This window comes from Parafrankia sp. BMG5.11 (genome assembly GCF_004337455.1).
Genome location: NZ_SJXI01000089.1, coordinates 1 through 1734, shown reverse-complemented (window position 1 = coordinate 1734; position 1734 = coordinate 1). Strand labels below are relative to the sequence as shown.

The window sequence follows — 1734 nt, the reverse complement described above, 5'->3', positions numbered from 1 at the left end:
CAGGGAGTTGCCGGAAAATAACTTCAGGGTTTGATGTTGCTCTTGTCGATCAGAGCGGTGAGGTCTCTCGCGGTCGGCGCGGTGATCGGTGCGGGTGGAACGTGGCGGTCGAGGCCGTCGAGGACGGGGGTCATCTCGTGGATGGCGTCGCTGACGGCTGCTCGGGGTGAGCCCAGCAGTCGGGTGAGTGCCTGGTGTTGGGTTTTCCACCGGTGGTGGATCACGGTGACCAGCAGCCGGTCGGACAGCGACAACGGACCGCGGCGCAGGACGCGGCACCGGGCGTGCTTGTGATGCAAGCTGATCGGTGGGTGGTCGAGCACGTACCGTTCGACAGCAGCCAGCAAAGCGGTGAAGGCGGGGCGTTCCATACCGGTGAGGGTGGGGTGGTGCAGCCACTCGGGGGCGAGGTCCTCGGGCTGGGCGCGGTCGGTGTAACGCGGGACGACGGCCGGTGCCGGCGGTTGTGGCCGCAGGGTGTAGTTCCAGGCGCCGTGCCAGTCGTGCGCGGTCAATGGCAAAGTCGCCATGACCTCGTCGGGCACGGTGACCCCGGTGGGATAGGCGCCGGGGTCGAGCTCGGCGTGCACGGTCAGCCCGGTGCGGGTGGTGGTCGCCCCGATCGTGTGGACGACGACCTCGTGGCTGGTCAGCGGGCGTCCCCGCCAGTTGATGCTGATCCTGGAAAACAACCGGTGCTCGATGCTGTTCCATTTCGACGTTCCCGGCGGGAAATGGCAGACCGTCACCTCCAGACCGCTGCTGTGAGCGAAGTCGGCCAGGTTCTTCTTCCACGCCCGGACCCGGTAGCCGTTCGCCCCGCCGGCATCCGCGGTGATCAGCAGCCGGGTCGCGGTCGGGTAGCGGTACCGGCCCTCCCCGTCCCACCAGCGGCGCACGGTCGCCACCGCGAACGCGGCGGTGTCGCCGTCGCAGCCGACCGCCACCCAGCCGGTGTCGGCGGTCAGGTCGTAGATGCCGTAGGGCACCGCTTTGGGTGCGTCCTTGGCGGGAAAGTCATGAGTTCGTACCGGCACCGGCTGCCCGGTGCGGTGCCATTCCCGGCCGGCGACCGCGTAGTCGCCGAGGACCTCTTTCTTTTTGGTGTCCACGCTGACGACCGGCTGCCCGGCCGCGGTGAATTCCTTGACCCGGTCGTTGATATAGCGGAACTGGCCGTCCCGGTCGGGATGGCGGGCGCCCTCGGTTGTCCGCGAGGTGCCCTGCAGGCTGAACCCCTCGGCTTTGAGCAGGACCGCGACCGTGTCCGCGCTCACCGGATGCCCGGACCGGGTCAGCTCTCCCGCCAGCGCACGGGTCGATTTCACCGTCCACCGCAGCGGCGACTCCGGGTCCCCACGCTGGTCGGGCTCGACCAGCGCCAGCAGCGCGCCCACCAGGCACGGGTCCTTCTCCCGCGCCTGTCTACGCCCGCCACCGGCACGCCGAACCCGCCCGGACGGCGGCTGGCCACCGTCCAACTCCGCCGCCCCACGCGAGACGGTGTCCTGCGAGACCCCCGCCGCCCGCGCCACCAGACGGATCCCGCCATGCCCCAACACCCTGGCGTCCGCCCCCAGCACCAGCCGCCGCCGACGCTCGTCCAGATGCGGCAGCAACACCGCGAACTTCTCCGCCAGGACCTCCTCGGTCCCTTCCACCCCCGGAACCCTACCCCCACAGAGCATGGTCAAAAGCAGAAGTTATTTTCCGGCAACTCCCAGGGCTCCGGCA

1 protein-coding gene is annotated in these 1734 nt (G+C 69.4%); it reads right to left on the bottom strand.

Annotated features, from left to right (window positions below; all coding sequences use genetic code 11):
• Window positions 1-23: 23 nt before the first annotated feature.
• Window positions 24-1688 (bottom strand): ISAzo13 family transposase, encoded by a 1665-nt coding sequence (locus E0504_RS42590; protein ID WP_112104866.1) that lies wholly within the window; start codon window positions 1686-1688, stop codon window positions 24-26.
• Between the last annotated feature and the right edge of the window lie 46 nt (window positions 1689-1734).